The organism is Lentzea sp. NPDC006480 (genome assembly GCF_040611995.1).
Taxonomy (GTDB): domain Bacteria; phylum Actinomycetota; class Actinomycetes; order Mycobacteriales; family Pseudonocardiaceae; genus Lentzea.
Map to the genome: position 1 here is coordinate 12,284 of NZ_JBEXPJ010000031.1, position 14,348 is coordinate 26,631.

The 14,348-nt window shown below is 69.7% G+C and carries 19 protein-coding genes; 9 read left to right on the forward strand and 10 right to left on the reverse strand.

Annotated elements, in window-relative coordinates; genetic code table 11:
• Window positions 1-117: 117 nt before the first annotated feature.
• The 5 genes from ABZX92_RS15130 to ABZX92_RS15150 form a co-directional block, all read right to left on the reverse strand.
• Window positions 118-1,083 (reverse strand): VWA domain-containing protein, encoded by a 966-nt coding sequence (locus ABZX92_RS15130; RefSeq protein ID WP_355558674.1) that lies wholly within the window; start codon window positions 1,081-1,083, stop codon window positions 118-120.
• Window positions 1,080-1,961 (reverse strand): DUF58 domain-containing protein, encoded by an 882-nt coding sequence (locus tag ABZX92_RS15135; RefSeq protein ID WP_355558834.1) that lies wholly within the window; start codon window positions 1,959-1,961, stop codon window positions 1,080-1,082. Before ABZX92_RS15135 ends, ABZX92_RS15130 begins: the two co-directional genes overlap by 4 nt.
• Window positions 1,962-2,035: 74 nt before the next feature.
• Window positions 2,036-3,085, reverse strand: a complete 1,050-nt coding sequence (locus tag ABZX92_RS15140) for a MoxR family ATPase (protein WP_355558677.1) — start codon at window positions 3,083-3,085, stop codon at window positions 2,036-2,038.
• Between the two features lie 61 nt (window positions 3,086-3,146).
• Entirely contained in the window at window positions 3,147-3,677 is a 531-nt protein-coding gene (locus ABZX92_RS15145) for a molybdenum cofactor guanylyltransferase (RefSeq protein WP_355558680.1), read from the reverse strand.
• 12 nt (window positions 3,678-3,689) lie between these two features.
• Window positions 3,690-4,562: an oxidoreductase gene (locus ABZX92_RS15150; protein WP_355558682.1), complete on the reverse strand. Its 873-nt coding sequence runs from the start codon at window positions 4,560-4,562 to the stop codon at window positions 3,690-3,692.
• A gap of 27 nt (window positions 4,563-4,589) precedes the next feature.
• Here ABZX92_RS15150 and ABZX92_RS15155 point away from each other — a divergent pair, with 27 nt between their 5' ends.
• Window positions 4,590-4,925, forward strand: a complete 336-nt coding sequence (locus ABZX92_RS15155) for a DUF2203 domain-containing protein (RefSeq protein WP_355558685.1) — start codon at window positions 4,590-4,592, stop codon at window positions 4,923-4,925.
• Here ABZX92_RS15155 and ABZX92_RS15160 read toward each other — a convergent pair.
• Entirely contained in the window at window positions 4,922-5,830 is a 909-nt protein-coding gene (locus ABZX92_RS15160; RefSeq protein WP_355558688.1) for a hypothetical protein, read from the reverse strand. The genes ABZX92_RS15155 and ABZX92_RS15160 overlap by 4 nt on opposite strands.
• An 89-nt stretch (window positions 5,831-5,919) precedes the next feature.
• Between ABZX92_RS15160 and ABZX92_RS15165 the strand changes: the two genes are divergently transcribed.
• Genes ABZX92_RS15165 through ABZX92_RS15175 form a run of 3 tightly spaced genes read left to right on the forward strand, consistent with a single transcriptional unit; the run spans window position 5,920 to window position 7,954 of the window.
• Window positions 5,920-6,468, forward strand: a complete 549-nt coding sequence (locus tag ABZX92_RS15165; protein WP_355558691.1) for an isochorismatase family protein — start codon at window positions 5,920-5,922, stop codon at window positions 6,466-6,468.
• The gene (locus ABZX92_RS15170; RefSeq protein ID WP_355558694.1) at window positions 6,465-7,367 is read left to right on the forward strand and encodes a DJ-1/PfpI family protein; all 903 of its coding nucleotides are present in this window, start codon (window positions 6,465-6,467) and stop codon (window positions 7,365-7,367) included. The genes ABZX92_RS15165 and ABZX92_RS15170 overlap by 4 nt, the downstream gene beginning before the upstream one ends.
• A 32-nt stretch (window positions 7,368-7,399) precedes the next feature.
• Window positions 7,400-7,954 carry an isochorismatase family protein gene (locus ABZX92_RS15175; RefSeq protein ID WP_355558696.1) on the forward strand — a complete coding sequence of 185 codons (555 nt, stop codon included), beginning with the start codon at window positions 7,400-7,402 and terminating at the stop codon, window positions 7,952-7,954.
• Here ABZX92_RS15175 and ABZX92_RS15180 read toward each other — a convergent pair.
• Together ABZX92_RS15180 and ABZX92_RS15185 are read right to left on the reverse strand one after the other, a co-directional pair.
• Window positions 7,941-8,330 (reverse strand): hypothetical protein, encoded by a 390-nt coding sequence (locus ABZX92_RS15180; protein ID WP_355558699.1) that lies wholly within the window; start codon window positions 8,328-8,330, stop codon window positions 7,941-7,943. The genes ABZX92_RS15175 and ABZX92_RS15180 overlap by 14 nt on opposite strands.
• Window positions 8,327-8,971, reverse strand: a complete 645-nt coding sequence (locus tag ABZX92_RS15185) for an epimerase (RefSeq protein ID WP_355558702.1) — start codon at window positions 8,969-8,971, stop codon at window positions 8,327-8,329. The genes ABZX92_RS15180 and ABZX92_RS15185 overlap by 4 nt, the downstream gene beginning before the upstream one ends.
• A gap of 33 nt (window positions 8,972-9,004) precedes the next feature.
• On the opposite strand from ABZX92_RS15185, the gene ABZX92_RS15190 reads away from it, so the two are divergent.
• Complete coding sequence (locus ABZX92_RS15190; RefSeq protein WP_355558705.1) at window positions 9,005-9,448, forward strand: GNAT family N-acetyltransferase; 444 nt, start codon at window positions 9,005-9,007, stop codon at window positions 9,446-9,448.
• Here the strand turns inward: ABZX92_RS15190 and ABZX92_RS15195 are convergent.
• On the reverse strand, window positions 9,429-9,947 hold the full coding sequence (locus tag ABZX92_RS15195; RefSeq protein WP_355558708.1) for a TetR/AcrR family transcriptional regulator: 519 nt from the start codon (window positions 9,945-9,947) through the stop codon (window positions 9,429-9,431). The genes ABZX92_RS15190 and ABZX92_RS15195 overlap by 20 nt on opposite strands.
• A 49-nt stretch (window positions 9,948-9,996) precedes the next feature.
• Here ABZX92_RS15195 and ABZX92_RS15200 point away from each other — a divergent pair, with 49 nt between their 5' ends.
• The 4 genes from ABZX92_RS15200 to ABZX92_RS15215 all read left to right on the forward strand — a co-directional run bounded on the left by ABZX92_RS15200 (window position 9,997) and on the right by ABZX92_RS15215 (window position 13,041).
• Window positions 9,997-10,476 carry a GNAT family N-acetyltransferase gene (locus ABZX92_RS15200; RefSeq protein ID WP_355558711.1) on the forward strand — a complete coding sequence of 160 codons (480 nt, stop codon included), beginning with the start codon at window positions 9,997-9,999 and terminating at the stop codon, window positions 10,474-10,476.
• Window positions 10,477-10,570: 94 nt separating this feature from the next.
• Complete coding sequence (locus ABZX92_RS15205; RefSeq protein WP_355558713.1) at window positions 10,571-11,002, forward strand: PLAT/LH2 domain-containing protein; 432 nt, start codon at window positions 10,571-10,573, stop codon at window positions 11,000-11,002.
• A gap of 64 nt (window positions 11,003-11,066) precedes the next feature.
• Window positions 11,067-11,495: a PLAT/LH2 domain-containing protein gene (locus ABZX92_RS15210; RefSeq protein ID WP_355558716.1), complete on the forward strand. Its 429-nt coding sequence runs from the start codon at window positions 11,067-11,069 to the stop codon at window positions 11,493-11,495.
• A gap of 67 nt (window positions 11,496-11,562) precedes the next feature.
• On the forward strand, window positions 11,563-13,041 hold the full coding sequence (locus tag ABZX92_RS15215) for a hypothetical protein (RefSeq protein ID WP_355558719.1): 1,479 nt from the start codon (window positions 11,563-11,565) through the stop codon (window positions 13,039-13,041).
• Here ABZX92_RS15215 and ABZX92_RS15220 read toward each other — a convergent pair.
• Window positions 13,013-14,281, reverse strand: coding sequence for an NlpC/P60 family protein (locus ABZX92_RS15220; protein ID WP_355558721.1), 1,269 nt, complete (start codon window positions 14,279-14,281; stop codon window positions 13,013-13,015). The two genes, ABZX92_RS15215 and ABZX92_RS15220, sit on opposite strands and share 29 nt — an antisense overlap.
• Between the last annotated feature and the right edge of the window lie 67 nt (window positions 14,282-14,348).

A 14,348-nucleotide genomic window follows, 5' to 3' on the forward strand; every position in this document is an offset into this window, starting at 1 on the left:
CAACCCGGCGACGGGTGAACACCTCGCGACGGCTCGACGGGGACGACTTCCATTACGCCCCAACCGGTTGAACACCAGCAGATCGTCCAAACCGGACACAGCGGATGGCTCGCCCCGTCAGGGAAGCCGCTGCCCCAGGAGCAACGCGGCCGCGGCGGCGAACATCGCGGTCATCGTGCCGAGCAGCAGCCACGGCTTCGACGCGTCCGCCTGCTTCTTCTCGTAGCCGATCTGCTCACCGAGCGTGTCGTACACCCGGCGCAGCTCCTCGGCCGACGCCGCCTTGAAGAACTCGCCGCCGGAGAGCTTCGCGATCTCCTTCATCGAGTCGTCGTCGACCGGCACGGACTGCTGCCTGCCCTCGATGTCGACCACGCCGTCCTCGGTGCCGAACGAGATCGTGGAGATCGGGATCCCGGCCTTCTTCGCGTCCTCGGCCGCGTCGAAGGCCTTGCGGGTGCCCACGGTCTCCTTGCCGTCCGTCATCAGCACGATGCGGGCGGGCGGCGGCCCCTCGGCGCCACCGACGACCTTGCCGAACGAGTCGATCGACGCCATCGCGGCCACCAGCGCGTCACCGGTCGCGGTCGACTGGGCGAGCTTGAGCCCGTCGATCGACTGCGTGACGGCCGGGCGGTCCGTCGTCGGCGCCACCAGCACCGTCGCGGAACCGGCGAACGAGATCAGCCCCAGGTTGATGCCAGGCGTGAGGCCCTCGGTGAACGACTTCGCGGCCGACTGCGCGGCCTCCAGCCGGGACGGCTTGATGTCCGTGGCCTTCATGGACAGCGACACGTCGACCACGAGCATGACGGTCGCCCGGTTGCGCGGCACCCGCTGCTCGGCCGTCGGCCCGGCCAGTGCGACCGTCAGCAGAGCCAGGGCGGCCAGCAGGAACGCCGCCGGGACGTGCCTCGACCAGCGTTCCCGCTTGGGCGCGACCCTCTCCAGCAGCTCCAGGTTCGTGAACCGCAGCACCCGCTTGCGGCGGATCCGTTGCGCCACCACGTATCCGGCGGTCAGCAGCGCGACGCCGATCAGCAGCAGGAACCACCACGGGGCGACGAAGTTGGAAAAGCTCATGCGACACCCCCAGACCAGCGGCGCTTGCGCGCCACCACGAAACGAACCGTGTCCGCGATCCAGTCGGAGTCGGTTCGCAGCACCAGATGCCCAGCACCCGCCCGCCGCAGCCCCGCCGCCACCTCGGCCCGGTGTTCCGCGGCCGCCGCGTTGAACTCCTTGCGCAGCAACGCGGACGCCGTGACCTCGCGCTGCCGCCCGCTCTCCGGGTCGGACAGCACGACGGTGCCGACATCGGGCAGGTCGACGTCACGCGGGTCGACGATCTCGATGGCGACGAGCTCGTGCCGTGCGGACAGAGCGCGCAACGGCCGTTGCCACTCCATGCCGCCGAGGAAGTCCGACACCACCACGATCAACCCGCGCCGCCGTGGCGGACGGCGCAGCTGCTCCAGCAACGCCGCCAGGTCGCCCCTGGTGCCCTCTTCGGCGCGCGGGATCTCGGCGATCTTGCGGATCATGCCCCGAGCGTGCGCCAGACCGCCGCGCGCCGGGATGCGGATGCTCTCGGCACCGGTGGACACCGCGGCGCCGATCCGGTTGCCGCCACCGCGCGTCAGGTGCGCGACCGCGGCCGTCGCGGCGATGGCCAGGTCGCGCTTCTCGCAGACCGCCGTGCCGAAGTCGAGCGACGGCGACAGGTCGATCGCCATCCACGTCTCCAGCTCGCGGTCGGCGACCGTCTCGCGGATGTGCGGCACGGTGGTGCGAGCGGTGACCGCCCAGTCCATCCGGCGCACGTCGTCACCCGGCTGGTAGGCCCGTGCCTCACCCGGCTCGGAACCCGGACCAGGCACGAGGCCGAGGTGGTTGCCCTGCAGCAGTCCGTCGAGGCGCCGCCGCACGTCGAGCTCGAGCATGCGCAGCGCGGCCTCCATCTGGACACCGCGCAGCACGGGCGGCGCCCAGGAGGGCCGCTCCTTCCCGGCCTTCGCCGCAGCGTCTTTGGGGCTCACTGCCTACCAGCCGGAACCGGCTGCTGCGGACGGGCCGACACCTGCGGCAACGGCACGATCTGCAGCACGCGCGTGATGATGTGGTCGATCGGCACACCGTCGGCCAGCGCGTCGTAGGAGAGCACGAGACGGTGGCGCAGCACGTCCGGAACGACGTCCACGACGTCCTGCGGCAGCACGTAGTCACGACCGCGCACGAGCGCGAGGCCACGCGCGGCGGCGATGATGCCGAGCGACGCACGCGGCGAGGCACCGTAGGCGACCCAGCCGGCGACGTCGGTGAGACCGTGCTCGCCGGGCGCGCGGGTCGCGATCACGAGACGCACCACGTAGTCGACCAGCGCGTGGTGGACGAAGACGCGGGACGCCACGCCCTGCAGGCGCACCAGCTCCTCGGGCGAGAGGACCTGGTTCGGCGTGGGCGCCTCGACGCCCATGCGGTAGACGATCTCGCGCTCTTCCTCGGCCGTGGGGTACTCGACCTGGATCTTGAACAGGAACCGGTCGCGCTGCGCCTCCGGCAGCGGGTACACGCCCTCGTTCTCGATCGGGTTCTGCGTCGCCAGCACCAGGAACGGGTTCGGCATCGGGAACGTCCTGCCACCGATGGACACGTGCCGCTCGGCCATGATCTCGAGCATCGCCGACTGCACCTTGGCGGGCGCGCGGTTGATCTCGTCGGCGAGCACGAAGTTCGCGACGACGGGGCCGAGCTCGACGTCGAACGCCTCGCTGGACTGGCGGTAGATGCGGGTGCCGAGGATGTCGGCGGGCACCAGGTCGGGCGTGAACTGGACGCGGCTGAACGAGCCGCCGACCACGCGGGCGAACGTCTCGACGGCGAGCGTCTTCGCGACACCCGGCACACCTTCGAGCAGCAGATGGCCCTTGGCCAGCAGACCCACGAGCATCCGCTCGACGAGCCGGTCCTGGCCGACGATGACCCGCTTCACCTCGAACACGGTGCGTTCGAGCAGCTGGGCGTCACGAGCCGGGGTGACGGGCGCCGATGCGTTCGGCGTTGCCTCGGCGGCGGGCTCGGTCACGTGCGGGCCTCCATGCAAAACAGGGTTTACCGATAGTGGAACAGTCTTACTCCTCGCCTGTTCAACCGCTGTGAAGGGTGTCCAGGTCGTCCGGTGTGTCGACGTCGCGCGCCTCACCGGGCAAAGCGGACACCTCCACCGGGTCGAGCAGCTGCAGAGTTTTGCGCAACGGCTGGTCGCGTGGATCTTCGGGGATGGCTCGGCGCAGCTCAGCGGCGTTCCAGACGCCGATCAGCCACTGCGTGCGGTCGTCCTTCAGCACAGCGTTGCCCTTGGCCTGGAGAAGCCTGGCGATCGTGTCCTCGGTGATGCCGGGTTGATCGACAGCCAGCACCGCGACCCAGTCCTCGGTGGTCTTGCTCAGTCCCGCCGCCAGACCCGCGAGCGGGCCGCCGCCGGGTGGATCCTCGCGCGCCCAGATGACGTTGGGGATGTCTTTTTCCGGCCCCACAACGATGATCTCGCTCGCATCGTCCACAACGGACAGCACGTGGTCGAGCAGCGTGGCGTCCCGATAGGACAGTGCCGCCTTGTCGACGCCGCCGAGCCGCTCCCCCCTGCCGCCGGTGAGGATGATCGCCGCGTAGGTCATGCGCCCAGTCAATCAGCTCTCGTCGAGGTGCAGGGCGTCGAGGCGGGTGAGCTCCTCCGGAGTGAGCCGGAGCGCGCCCGCCGCGACGTTCTGCCGCAGGTGCCCCAGGTCGCCCGTGCCAGGGATGACCAGCACGTGCGGCCCTCGCGCGAGCGTCCACGCCAGCCTGACCTGCGCCGGTGAGGCGTCGTGCCGGGCCGCGATCTCGCTGACCTCGTCGTCCTCCGCCGACGTCCCCGCCTCTTTGTTCGCCCCGGCGAGCGCGAAGAACGGCACGAACGCGATTCCTCTTTCACCGCAGACGCCGAGGAAGTCGTCCTGCTCGGGGTGGTGGCCGAGGCCGTACGAGTTCTGCACGCACACGACGGGCGCGACGCGTTGCGCCTGGTCGAGGTGGTGCTTCTTGACGTTCGACAGCCCGAGGTGCCGGATCAGCCCCTCCTGCTGGAGCGCGGCGAGCTGCTCGAAGTGTTCGGTGACGTCGTCGAGGCCGCTGGTGCGCAGGTTCACGACGTCGAGGTGGTCCTTCCCGAGCTGCCGCAGGTTCTCCTCGACCTGCCCCCTGAGCTGCCGCGGCGTGGCCAGCGGCAGCCACTCCCCCTGCGGCGTCCGGCTCGGCCCGACCTTCGTGACGATCACCAGGCCCTCGGGGTACGGCGACAGCGCGCTGTTGATCAGCTCGTTGGCCGACCGCGTCCGGCTGAAGTAGAAGGCGGCCGTGTCGATGTGGTCGACCCCGAGCGCGACCGCTTCTCGCAGCACCTCGATCGCCTGGCCCCGGTCACGTGGCGTGGAGTTCGGGCCGAACGCGGCCCCGAGCTGGGGCAGTCGCATCGCGCCGAAGCCGATCCGGTTCACGGTGAGGTCACCCAGTCGCCACGTCATTCCGCTCACTGTGCCAGCCTTGGTGGCGTGTTCACCCTCGCCGAGGCCCGATCCGAACTCACCACGCTGCTGCCGGTGCTGGACGAGATCGTCCGCCTGCGCGCCGACGCCGCCGAACTGGCCGTGGGCGGGTCGTCACTGGGCGGCCTGCCGGAGTTCAAGGCAGCGCAGGCCCGGCTGGACGAGCTGATGGAGACCGTGCAGCGGACCGGGGCCGAGCTGAAGGGCTTCGCGCCGCTGCTGGTCGACTTCCCGTCCGAGATGGACGGCGTGCCGGTGCTGCTGTGCTGGCTGGAGGGCGATCGCGAGCTCACCTGGTACCACCGCGCGGATCTGGGCTTCGCGGGCCGCCGTCCGCTCTAGGGCGCGAGGAACCCTGCGACCAGCAGCACACCCATCAGTCCGGCGATGAGTCCCAGCGCCGTCAGGTAGTGCTTCGCGGTGGTCCGGCCGGGCATCCGGTTGAGGATGATCCCCGCGGCCAGGGCCAGGGCACCCGCGATCGGTCCCAGCGCTCGCCCCGCCTTGTCCCACGTGAACGGCAGGTAGGCGTCCGCGCCGTAGAGCGACAGGATCAGCGCGGGCAGGCCGAGTCCGGCGGCAGCGGCGGCGGCGAGCATGTTGAACCGTTGCTGCGCCTCGCCTTCCTGCGCGACGGCGAACGTCGACACGCTGCTCAGCAACGCCTGCAGCCGCGTGATCTCCTCGCCCAGCTCGACGTCCATCGCCTCACAATGCAGCCTCACGCCGGGAGCCTTGACTTCGCGGAGCGTGTCGCGGGCCTGGTCACGGGCGCGGCTGAACGCGATCGACAGCTCGACGAGCTGGGCCATCACCAGCCGCAACGCCGTGTTCCTGCGCTGCGCCAACAGGTCCGCGACCTGGCGTTCCATCTCGTAGCGCAGCCCGCGCAGCTCGGCGACCGTGTTCCGCGACCCCTCGGCGATGGCCTTGGGAATGACCACATCGGCGTTCACATTGCCGTCAGGGATCCTGTGGGCGGGGTGTTTCAGCAGCTCGGAGACGTCGCCGCCCGACCACATCTCCCGGTGCCAGCCGCCGTTCTCGCTCCACACCGCCCGGACCGCCACGTCGATTCGGGTGCCGTCGCTGCGTGCGTGTCCCACGAGGATTCGGCGGACCTCCTCCTTCGTGACCCTCACGAACGGCACGACGTGCCCGTCCAGGCTGTCCGACCCGACCGACACCGTCACCTGAGCGCCGAACTCCGGGTCCGCGGGATCACCGGCCAGCACGCGTAAGTCCACGTCCCGATCTTCGCACGGTGACCGGATCCGTCCGGTGTGCGGCCTGGTCGTGCCTGTTCCGACCCGCCCGGGGCGACCACGCTGGTGTCATGAAGCGAGCATTGATCGTCATCGACGTGCAGGAGTCGTTCCGCCAGCGCCCCAACTGGGCCGAGACCTCGAACCCGGACATCGTCGGCAAGGTGAACCAGCTGGTCGACATGTCGCGTGACGCCGGTGACCTGGTGGTGTGGGTGCTGCACGCCGAGCCCGGCAGCGGCGACGTGTTCGACCCCGCGCTCGGGCACGTGCGGCTGATCGACGGGCTCAAGCCGCTGGACGACGAGCCGATCCTGACCAAGACCTCGCACAACGCGTTCACCACGACGAACCTGCAGCAGACGCTCACGTCGAGGGGTGTCGGCGAGTTGCTGATCAGCGGCATCCGGACCGAGCAGTGCTGCGAGACGACCACGCGGGTCGGGTCGGATCTCGGGTTCGGCATGACGTTCGTGACGGACGCGACCGCGACCACGCCGCTGCCGCACTGGCGGACCGGGAAGGTGCTCGGGGTCGAGGAGATCATCGAGCGGACCGAGTACGTCCTGGCCGGTCGGTTCGCGCGGATCTCGGATGTCGCTACGCTGACCGGATCGTGACCAGAGTCGTCTTCGTCCTCGTGCCTGGAGTGCACCTGCTCGACCTCGCGGGGCCGGCGCAGGTGTTCTCCAGCGCGGCCGACCTCGTGGGCGGCTACGAGCTGTCCTACGTCGGCGACTCCGAGTCCGTGCCCAGCCATCAGGGTGTACCGCTGGGCGCGGCGACGGAGCTGCCGGAGCTCGCCGTGCACGACCTCGTGTTCGTGCCGGGATGGCGGTCGCCGAAGATCGCGGGAACCGGGCCGTTGAGCGCAAGAGCGTTGGCGTGGCTCCAGCAGCACCACGCCAACGGGGGCACGGTCGCGAGTGTGTGCGCCGGTGCGGACGTGCTGGGGCGCGCCGGTCTGCTCGATGGCCGACGTTGCACCACGCACCACGAACTGCAGGACGAGCTCGAACGTCGCTACCCGCACGCACGGGTCGTGCGCGATGTTCTGTTCGTGGAGGACGACAGAGTCGTGACGTCCGCGGGCATCGCGAGCGGCATCGACCTGGCGCTGAACCTCGTCGCAACACGGCATGGACCCGCCACTGCTGCGGCCATCGCGCGCACGATGGTCGTCTACGCGCGCAGGAACGGTGACGACCAGCAAGCGAGCGTGCTGCTGCGGCACCGGTCGCACATCAACGAGACCGTGCACCGCATTCAGGACGTCATCGAGTCACGGCTCACGGACCGCCTCTCTCTCACAGACCTCGCCACGGTCGCGGGATGCAGCGAACGCACCGTGACGCGGTTGTTCGGCCGTGCGACGGGCATGACGCCGTTGAGGTACCAGCAGGCGCTGAGGGTCGAACGGGCCGAACACCTCATCGGCCAGGGCGCCACGGTCGAGACCGCGGCCCGCAACGTCGGCTTCGAGGACGCCCGCATGCTGCGCCGCCTGCGCTCTCGCTGAAATTGTCAGACCCGAGGCATAGTGTGGCGCGCGTGACGACTCTGGCGAACCGCCCCAACACCGCGTTGCTCGTGATCGACGTGCAGAACGGCGTCGTAGGCCACGCCCACAACCGCGACGAGGTCGTTGCCAACGTGGCCACCCTCGTCGACAAGGCCCGCGCGGCCGGCGTCGACGTCGTGTGGGTGCAGCACAGCAGCGATCACATGCCCAAGAACACCGACGGCTGGCAGTTCGTGCCCGAGCTGAAGCTCGCCGACGGCGAACCGGTGGTGCACAAGACCTACGCCGACTCGTTCGAGGACACCGACCTCGAGGAAGTGCTGGCGGGCAAGGGCATCGGCAGCCTCGTGGTGTCCGGCGCGCAGACCGACGAGTGCATCCGCTCGACCCTGCACGGCGCGATCGTCCGCGGCTACGACGCCCTGCTGGTGAGCGACGCGCACACGACGGAGGACCTGTCCGAGTGGGGCGCGCCCACGCCGGACAAGGTCATCGCGCACACCAACCTCTACTGGGACAACCACACGGCGCCGGGCCGGTCGGCGGGCGTGGTCAAGACCGAGGACGCGTTCAAGCCCGCGTGAGCAGGTGGCCGCTCGGCAGGTAGTCGATCTTCCAGTCCTCGTACACACCGGACAGCCCGCACGCGAGGCACCGCAGGCCGACCGTCACCCAGCGCACCTCGCCGTCCGAGCCGCACGACAGCCCGAGTGCGGCGGTGAACTCCTCGCCGCCGCACGTGCAGGCGCACTCCTGCGCGTCATCGTCGTCCCAGTGCTCGTCCGAGTCGGCGATGAACTCCGCGAGCCCGCAGGCGAGGCAGGTCCGGCACATCGCCTGCTCCTCGGTCACCTGCACCTGGAACGTCCTGCCGCCGCACCCGCCGCAGACCGACTCGACGACGTGCGTGACCTCGTAGCCGTCTTCCTGGTACGCGCGGACGGCCTCGTCGAGCGTCACCGCGCCAGCCGGTTGATCTCGTCGCTGCGCAGGATCTTCGCCGCCGGCTCGGCTCCCTTGGCCAGCGCCACCATGGCACGGCCGAGGTCCTCGGTGCTCGTGACGAACTTCGGCGCCACCCGCCGCAGCACCGGGATGAGCCACCCGGTCCACGAGTAGACGTAGCGGTAGATCCGGGTGCGCGAGGTGATCCCGTGCCGCGGCTGGATGAACCCCGGCCGCACCACGAACACCCGCCGGTCCAGCGCCAGCAGCTCGTTCTCCGTGCGGCCCTTCACACGCGACCACATCGTCTTGCTGTCGGCGTCCGCGCCCTCGCCCGACACGTACACATACGTGCCACCGACGGCACGTGCGGCCTCAAGCGCGTAGTCGTGCGTCACGGGCGTGTACTCGGCCTCGGTGCGACCCGCCGACGTCAGACCCATGCAGTAGAAGCAGGCGTCGGCGTCAGCCAGCTGGTCGGCGATCGGCGACAGGTCACCGAAGTCCGTGTGCAGGACGTGCTGCTGTTTGGGGTCGGTCACGGCCATCTGCGACCGCGCCACCGTGACGACGGTGTCGACCGCCGGATCGAGCAGCGCCTCGCGCACCGCTCCCTGGCCCACCATTCCAGTCGGACCGAATACCACGATCTTCACGCCGCAAAGCTAGTCCCACACCACACTGAACGCATGAAGAGGACCTTGTACCGCCGCGCGCCGGCGCCGTTGCCCGAGCTGCCGAACGTCACGAGACCCATCAACGACGAGGACGACGTCGCTCTCGCCGACCTCATGGAACGCGCCTATGCCGGCACCATCGACGAACAGCTCGGCGGCAACAGCGACGGCGCGGTCGAGATCGCGAGCTGGCGGCACAACGCGGTGCCGCACGCGAGCTTCGTGATCGACCAGGGCGGCCTGGTGGCCGCCTCGCTGATCTCCTTGAACGGCAACGACTTCTGGCTCGGCTACGTGATCACGCACCCGGACTGGAAGAACAAGGGCCTCGGCACCGCGGTCGTCGCGGCCTCCCTGCGAGCCCTCAACGCCCCGGTCGTCGCCGCGGTCACCGACGGCAACACACCGTCGGAGCGCCTCCTCACCGCGCTCGGCTTCACGCCAGTGCCGCGCTGACCCGTTCCTCGTCGCCGGTGGCCAGCAGGTCCAGCAACGCACCCCGCAGCAACGCGAGCTCCCGCGTGCGCGCTTTGAGCCCCGCAGGCGTGTCACGCACGTCAACGGGCTGAGAAGCGCGCAGCACCTCCAGCCAGTCGTGCACGGTCGCGCGCGCGAAACCCGCCCACGGCCCGTCAGGCTCCACGAGAGAGCGCGCGTAGGCCTCCAGCCACAACGTCAGCAACGGCCGATGAGCGGGCGCGGACAGCCACTCCCACAACCGCGCGGCGACACCAGGCCCGGCCCCGATGTCGGCGAGCAGCGCCAGCTCGTCGGCACGAGCACGCGCCAGCAATGCCCTGACCAGGCCTTCCTTGCTGCCGAACAGGTAGAGCAGCACCCGTGTGCTCGACCCGATGGCCGCCGCCAACGGACGCAGCGACACGTCCGCCAGGCCGTGGGTGAGCACGTACCGGTAGGCGGCTTCGAGCAGTTCGGTCTCCCGCGCGGACGGCATAGGGGCTATCTTCGCATTACTGAAACAGTCGTGTCAGTGGAGGGAACCCATGCAGATCCGCCCGCTCGGCCGGCCCGGCGACCTGGGCTGGGTAATCCAGGCACACGGCGAGCTCTACGCGTCCGAGTACAACTGGGACACGTCGTTCGAGGCTCTGGTCGCCAAGATCATCGGCGACTACGCAGTGGACCACGACGACACCAGGGAGGCCGCCTGGATCGCCGAACTGGACGGTGAACGCGTCGGATGCGTGCTCTGCGTGCGAGAAGACGACACGACCGCAAAGCTGCGCGTGCTGCTCGTGCACCCCAACGCGCGCGGACACGGCGTGGGCAACAAGCTCGTCGAAACGTGCATCGAGTTCGCCAAGAACGCCGGCTACGAGCGCATGGTGTTGTGGACGGTCGACGGACTGACGTCGGCGCGGAAGATCTACGAGGCGCACGGGTTCGAGCTCGCCGAGAAGACCCCGCAGCACAGCTTCGGCCACGACGTGATCGGCCAGCTCTGGACCAGAAACCTGCTCTGACCTGCGGATCACATCGATTCCACATAGTCGCGCAACAGCCCGCTGACACCTTTCCCCTCAGCAACACCGATTCAACCCAGAGGGGAACCACAGCATGAAGCTCGCAGCTCGTGCGATCGTCGGCATGTCGGCCGCCGCACTCGCCACGATCATGGGCATGACGTCCGCCCAGGCCGCGCCGGCGGTCTACACCATCGACCTCGTGACCTGCAACGTCGAGGACGCGGGTACCGACGCGAGGGTCGAGGCGCGCCTGAACGGCAACGCCTCCGGCGGCTGGTACAACCTCGACAACTCGGGCGACGACCGCGAGCGCGGCCACACCGACTCGTACAGCTTCACGCTGAGCGACCTCGGCCCGATCCGCTCGATCGACCTGTCGTTCGACAACAAGGGCGACAGCTCGCACTGGTGCCTCGAAGAGGTCGTCGTGCGCGGCCCGCAGGGCGTGACGGTGCACCCGTACCACAACTGGCTGAGCCGGGTGTACTCGAAGTCGTTCCCGCTCAACCTGGGCGCTGCCTGACGTGGTCTCCCGGTGGCCCGTCCTCCGGGCGGGCCACCGGGTTCAACTCGGAGGGGGACCAAGCATGAAGCTCGCAGTTCGTGCGATCGCCGGCGTCCTGGCCACGGCGCTCGCCACCATCATCACGCCGACGACCGCCCAGGCCGCGCCGCCGGTGCCGTACACCGTCCAGTTCGTGACCTGCAACATCGTTGGCGCGGGCACGGACGCCACGGTCGAGGCGCGCCTGAACGGCACCATCTCGGGCCCCTGGCAGCCGTTCGGCGACGAGGCCGGGGAGTTCGAGCGCGGCCGCGTCGACACGTACCACCTCGCCCTGCCGGAACTGGGCCCGATCCAGTCGGTCGACATCGCATTCGACTACCAGGGTGACGCCTGGTGTCTCGAAGAGGTCGTCGTGCGCGGCCCGGACGGCGTGACCGTGCACCCGTACCACAACTGGCTGCGCCGCAAGTACACGAAGTCGGTGCCGCTGCGCCTGCCCGCTGCGTGATCAGTCTCCCGGTGGCCTGTCCGACGGACGGGTCACCGGGTTTCAGCGCGATGTCATGCTGGGCGGCATGCCGGAGGATCGCGCGCACAACACCGTTCCGGGAACCGTGCACGGCCCGGTGACCCAGATCGGAACGGTCCACGGCGACGTGCACATCCACTCGGCACCCGTCGGACCGTCCGTCGACGTGGCACTGCGCATCGCGAGTTCCATCACCGAGCCGAAGGTGAGGACCGAGGCCCTGGTCCAGATCGCGGCAACCGTCTTCGAGACCGATCCCGAACGCGGCGAGCAGGTGATCGGCCTGGTGCTGGGCTCCGCCCCCACCGGGTGGGACATCACGTCGCTGGCTTGCTCGATCGCCCACTGCGCCCCGGAACGCGCGGCGCTGCTGGTCGAGCCGATCCTGGCCGGCACCGACGACGTCGGCCTCCGGGGGTCCGCGGCGGTCGCACTCCTGCGTACCCGCACCGCACCTGACCGCGCCATCCCTCTGGTGCGGGTAGCGGCGGTCAACAGCCTGAGCGAACCGGACCGGGTCTTCCGCCTCGTCTGGCTGCGCCGCTTCGCGGACGAGATTGCAGCCGTCGACGCGCCGAACGCGATCGGCATCCTCCAGGACATCTCCCCCGACGATTGGGCGCACGGCCACGTCTCCTCCGAGTGGATCAAACGGGCCATCACCGTCAGTCGCGACTACGGGTTCGCGCTGTTCGACCACTACTTCCGAGGGCGGCGCACCGGCGACGACAGCCAGGACCTCAGCCGCAAGAGCCTCGCCATCGCGGTGGCCGGCACGGACCTCTACCGCGCGGAGGCCGTGACGGCCAGGATCCACTCCGGCTCCATCCGGGTCGACGCCCTGTGCGAGATGACCAAGGAGGTCGCCGACCGCGAGCAGGCCGAGTTCTGGCTGCAGGACGCGACGGAGATCGCGAAGCGGCTCAACACGAGGAAGGTGCTCGGGGTGGTCGCCGCCGCCGCGGTGAAGCTCGATCCCGCGCTCAGCCGGCAGCTCACCCAGCAGGTCACCGACGGCGCGTCGGCGATGGACCTCCTCTTCTTCGCCGACAGCCTGGCAGCGGTCGATCCCGCCCAGGCGGAGCAGATCGTCGTGCGCTCGCTCGCGATGAACCAGAGCCACACGGCCGCCTGGTTCCGCTTCATGCGCGTCGCCAAGGCGTTCGCCGAGTTCGATCCGGCCAGGGCGCTGCGGACGCTGAACCTCATCGAGATCCACCGAGACGAGGACCACGCGCGCATCGAGACCGCCGAGATCCTGGTCAAGATCGCCACCGGCATGGCGGTCTGGGATGCCGGCGACGCGAAAGCCGTGCTCAACCGCGCGCAACAGGAACTGCGCCTGGTCGCGTCGGGCCCTTACTCCGACGACGCCAACGCCGTGTGGCGGGATCTGGCCGAGACCTTGGCCCGGATCGATCCGAACGTCGTGCGACACCTGGCCGGGCAACTGTCCGGCCAGGACCACGCACTGAAGGCGATGGCTGCCGGTGTCGTCAGAGCATGCGCGTCACGTACGGCATGATGCCGCCGTACCGCACGGGAGAAATCCGCACCACCGCACCGGAATGCGGCGCCTCGACCATCATCCCGCCGCCCAGGTACAACGCCACGTGCGTGCCGCCACCCGGACCCCAGAAGATCATGTCGCCCGGCGCCATCTGCGCCAGCGGCACCTTGCGTCCGGAGTTGTACTGGTAGCCGCTGTAGTGCGGCAGGTAGACGCCGACGCCCGCGAACGCGTACATCATCAGGCCCGAGCAGTCGAAGCCGATCTTGCGGTAGTCGCCGTAGGCATCAGCGACGCCACCGTCGCGCACGCCATAAGTGGGGCCGTTGTAGTTGCCGCCGCCCCACGCGTAGATGACACCGCGTTGCGCCAACGCGCGGTTGATGACCGCCTGCACGCCACCAGCTGACGGCGCGGGAGCAGCAGCAGCCGGACGTTGCGGAGCCGGTGCAGCGGCGGCAGCGGCAGCAGCCGCACGCCGGGCGTTCTCTTCTTCTTCGCGCTTCTTCGCCTCGACCCACTGGTCGTACTGCTGTCGTTGCGCCTCAAGGCCGTTGACCTCACCGCGCGCCGCGACCAGCTCACGTTCGACAGCGTCCTTGTTGGACTGGAGCTCCGAGGTCGCGGCGGCCTGGGCGGTGTGCGCGTCGACGGCCACCTGCTGCGCCTGCTCCGCGACCTTCTTGGCCTCGTCGGCGGCGGCCTGCTTCGACTCTGCCCTCTGCACGGCGGCGCGGGCGGCGGCGTCGAGGTTCGCGGCGGTGCCCTGGTCGCGGGTCACCTGGTCCAGCCGGTTCAGCCCGGCCGACGACACGGCCTCCAGCAGCTGGGCGCGCGCCAGCAGGTCCTCGGGCGACTTCGCGCCGATGTACGCGGAGAACGAGCCGACGGTGCTGCCCTGCGCGTACGAAGCCGCAGCGAACTCGTCCAGCTCACGACGACTCCGTTCGACGGCAGCGGAAGCCGCGTCGGCCTGCACGCGCGCGGCCGTGGCCTCACGACGGGCGGCGTCGGCCTCAGAGATCGCCGTCTCCAGGTCGACGCGCGCCTTGTTGGCGAGCTCGCGCTTGTACGAGACGTCGTCGAGCAGCTCCTGCAGGCGCGACTCGGCCTGGGTGAGCCTGCCGGTCAGCTCGCCCACGCGGGCGGCCTTCGCGTCCGCTTCCGCCCGCGACGCCGAGATCTCCGAGTCGCTCGGGTTCGGCGGAGGCGGCGGCACAGCGGCTTCGGCCGTCCCGGTCAAGACGGCCAACATCAACACCAACACGGCGGAGAGTCGTGTCAACACCGGACATCACCTCCGACCGCATTAGACCAATCAG